The organism is Bradyrhizobium sp. Leo170 (assembly GCF_004296405.1).
Taxonomy (GTDB): domain Bacteria; phylum Pseudomonadota; class Alphaproteobacteria; order Rhizobiales; family Xanthobacteraceae; genus Bradyrhizobium.
Genome location: NZ_PSRR01000554.1, coordinates 1 through 3,174, shown reverse-complemented (window position 1 = coordinate 3,174; position 3,174 = coordinate 1). Strand labels below are relative to the sequence as shown.

The window sequence follows — 3,174 nt, the reverse complement described above, 5'->3', positions numbered from 1 at the left end:
TAGGGGAAGAACTGGGTTTTTCGAGGCGGCAGCTGCCTGCCCCCTGAAGGGCGCCTGTGCCTGGCCAAACTATCAGACGGCGGCAAGGACGCGGCGTTCGTGCGCGAGTTCGACCGGAACGCCAAAGCCTTCGTCACGACCGGCTTCGACCTTCCGGAGGGAAAGCAGAACGTCAGCTGGGTCGACGGGGACACGATCCTCATCGCACGAGATTGGGGCCAAGGGACCATGACGAAGGCCGGCTACCCTTTCGTCGTGAAAGAGCTCAAGCGCGCTCAGCCGCTCGTTCAAGCGCGCGAGGTTTTCCGCGGCGAACCGACCGATGCCAGTACGGTGCCATTCGTGCTGCGGGACAGTGAAGGCAAGGTCCATGCGACCGGGGCCATGCGCGCCATCAGCAGGTTCGAGCAGGAGTATGTGCTTTTCGGGCCCAAGGGGCCGATCAAGCTCAACCTGCCAAAGAAGGCGAACATCGGCGGCATCGCCAGTGGCCGCCTGCTTGTGACGCTCAACGAAGACTGGGCGCCATCCGGCGACAGTCGCTTCGCGGCCGGCTCGATGATCTCGTATGACCTGGACGAATGGAAACAGGATCCGCTCAGCGCCAGGCCGTCACTGGTCTTCCAACCAGCGGCTCGGCAGGCGCTCGGCGGCTTCGCGGCCACCAGGAGCCTGTTGATCTGACGATCCTCGACAATGTTCAGGGCAAGGCGTTCGTCTACAAGTACGATCAGGGGACCTGGCGGGCCACCCCGATCCCGCTCCCGGAGAATGCGAGCGTGAGCCTGCAAGCCGCTTCCGATGAAACGGAGGAGGTGATGTTCGCCGTCTCCAACTTCCTCAGGCCGACGTCGCTCTACTACTTCGACGCCGCAAGCCAACGCCTCGAGCCACTGAAGATGGCACCTCCGCAGTTCGACGCGTCCCAGCATATCGTGGAGCAGTTCGAGGCAACTTCGCGCGACGGCACCCGGATTCCCTACTTTCTGGTGCGGCCCCGGAATGCGAGGTTTGATGGGTCGACCCCAACCCTTCTCCATGGCTATGGCGGGTTTCAGAAGCCGCTCCTGCCGTCCTATGCGGGGGTTATGGGGAGGCTCTGGCTCGAGCAGGGCAATGCATATGTCGTCGCGAACCTGCGCGGGGGCGGCGAGTTCGGGCCGCTATGGCACGAGGCTGCCCAGGCGGCAACGAAGCAGCGGACATGGGATGATTTCATCGCCGTTGCAGAGGACCTGATCCGCCGGAACGTCACCTCTCCGCGCCGGCTCGGCGTGGTCGGCGGCAGCCAGGGAGGCCTGCTGGTGGGGACCGCAATCACCCAGCGACCCGACCCCTTCAACGCGGCGATCGTGCAGGTGCCGCTGTTCGACATGCTTCGGTTCACCAAGCTGGGCGCCGGCGCCTCCTGGACCGGCGAATATGGCGATCCCGCCATTCCCGAGCAGCGCGAGTGGCTCGAGGCCTACTCGCCCTATCAGAAGCTGGTCCCGGGCAAGACCTACCCGGTCCCCTTCATCCTCACGTCCACCAAGGACGACCGCGTGCATCCGGCGCATGGCCGCAAGGCAGCCGCCAGGCTCACTGCGCTGGGCCAGCCCTATTTCTACTATGAGAATATCGATGGGGGCACAGCGCCGCCGCCAATCTCACTGAACATGCACGCCGCATGGCACTCGAATACACCTATGCATTCGGACGGCTTGTGGATTGAGTCAGGTCCAGGAGCGGACTCGCTAAATCGACAGTTGCAGACGGCAGCCGATCAACATCAGCCCGTTTGGTCGCCGAGATCATCGAGCGGGCCGCGGCGGCGCGCCCGGATCCTTTGAACGGAACGCCAGCCCGTTTGATCGTGTGCATTTCTGTTATGCGGACAGAACACCAGATCCATTCAACTTGAGCTCGCTCTAACCTCGCGCTCGGCGCGCCGCGCTTGTCTCTGAGGTCGCCCAGGGCCGCCGTTATGTGCCGTGAAGAACGTGTATAGCAGGTAAAGATCGATCAGGATCGTTGCCGCCATCACGCCATAGGCCCACGGGCTCTGCATCAGGGCGAGCTCGATTAGCACCCGTGACAGGCCGAAGCCCACGACCCAGGCATCAAAACTCATGCAGATGCGGCGGAAGATCTCCGGATCAAGCCGGCGGATAACATAAGATCCCAGCGGAATGCCGAGCACGACGCTAGGAATAAAGACATAAAGCAGGCTGCCGCTTTCTGAAATGAACAGGCCGAGCTTATAATAGATGAAGGCGGTTACGCTCGATTCCGCCACACGAACCAGGGCTAGTCCGGCGCGAAATTCGTTTTTGACGAGGCCCTGATTGTTGAACAGCATCGCCAAAGGCGGGCCTGAGATGGTCGTCACCGAGTAGAGGACGCCCAGCATCGACCCGAATGGCAGGCCGATTAGCCAGCTTGCCTCGATCCGGCGGCGCCAACCGGCGGCTTGCAGCAGGATCAGGGGCAGAATGATCGTGTAGGTGGCGAATTTGATCCAGCCCGGCTGCAGCGAGGCCAGTGCATAGCCGCCGATCGCAATGCCCGGCAAGAGCCCGAGCAAGATGGGAAATATGCGTTTCCAAACCGCCGGCACGCCCTTCAGATTGATGGAGAGGACGTAGACGTTGACGAAGACCTCGATGATGACGATGGCGGGGTTGAGAATGCGATTGGTGTAGAAAACCAGCGCAAGGGGTACAGTGAGTGACGAAAAGCCGTAGCCGATGGCTCCATTTACAAAGGCCGCAAAAAACGTCGTTGCGGCCAGAAAAAACATAGCGGCATCAAAGGCGGGCATTCAACTTTCCAACTCCGAAGAGCGTCGGATCACGCGTCAGCGGGACCAGACCAACATTGGTCATCAGGCTTGCGGCAGATTCAGATCACTCCCTTAGCACCTCCAGCTGCCTTCATAGTGGCAGCGGTCAAGTGCAAAGGTTCGCCAGTTGCTCCCATTACAGACTTCAGTTGTATAACGGAAGCCGTGCTGTGTTTCCCACTATCTAACTACGACCACTCAGCCAGACGTGCCAGTCTATTTTTTTCGAATGTCAATCAACGGTCTTCGTATGGTGATCTAAAGGCTCATGTTCCTGAGCTTCTCCATCTCCGTCGCTTGCATGAAATTCGGCCCTGCCATTTTGATCGCTGATCGCGATGTTGATTAGA

Annotated in this window: 3 protein-coding genes; 2 read left to right on the top strand and 1 reads right to left on the bottom strand. The window is 60.4% G+C overall.

The window, feature by feature from the left end:
- The first annotated feature begins 228 nt into the window (after positions 1 to 228).
- Positions 229 to 684 (top strand): hypothetical protein, encoded by a 456-nt coding sequence (locus tag CWO89_RS48585; protein ID WP_245287645.1) that lies wholly within the window; start codon positions 229 to 231, stop codon positions 682 to 684.
- Positions 582 to 1,832 (top strand): prolyl oligopeptidase family serine peptidase, encoded by a 1,251-nt coding sequence (locus CWO89_RS42270; RefSeq protein WP_245476822.1) that lies wholly within the window; start codon positions 582 to 584, stop codon positions 1,830 to 1,832. The genes CWO89_RS48585 and CWO89_RS42270 overlap by 103 nt, the downstream gene beginning before the upstream one ends.
- 62 nt (positions 1,833 to 1,894) lie before the next feature.
- Here CWO89_RS42270 and CWO89_RS42265 read toward each other — a convergent pair whose 3' ends face one another.
- A complete protein-coding gene (locus CWO89_RS42265) occupies positions 1,895 to 2,803 on the bottom strand; it encodes a sulfite exporter TauE/SafE family protein (protein ID WP_130229969.1) in 909 nt (302 codons plus the stop codon).
- Between the last annotated feature and the right edge of the window lie 371 nt (positions 2,804 to 3,174).

Excerpts from the sequence above, each read along its gene's own strand:
- CWO89_RS48585 (WP_245287645.1), top strand. The coding sequence starts at position 229 with ATGACGAAGGCCGGCTACCCTTTCGTCGTGAAAGAGCTCAAGCGCGCT.
- CWO89_RS42270 (WP_245476822.1), top strand. The coding sequence starts at position 582 with ATGGAAACAGGATCCGCTCAGCGCCAGGCCGTCACTGGTCTTCCAACC.
- CWO89_RS42265 (WP_130229969.1), bottom strand. The coding sequence starts at position 2,803 with ATGCCCGCCTTTGATGCCGCTATGTTTTTTCTGGCCGCAACGACGTTT.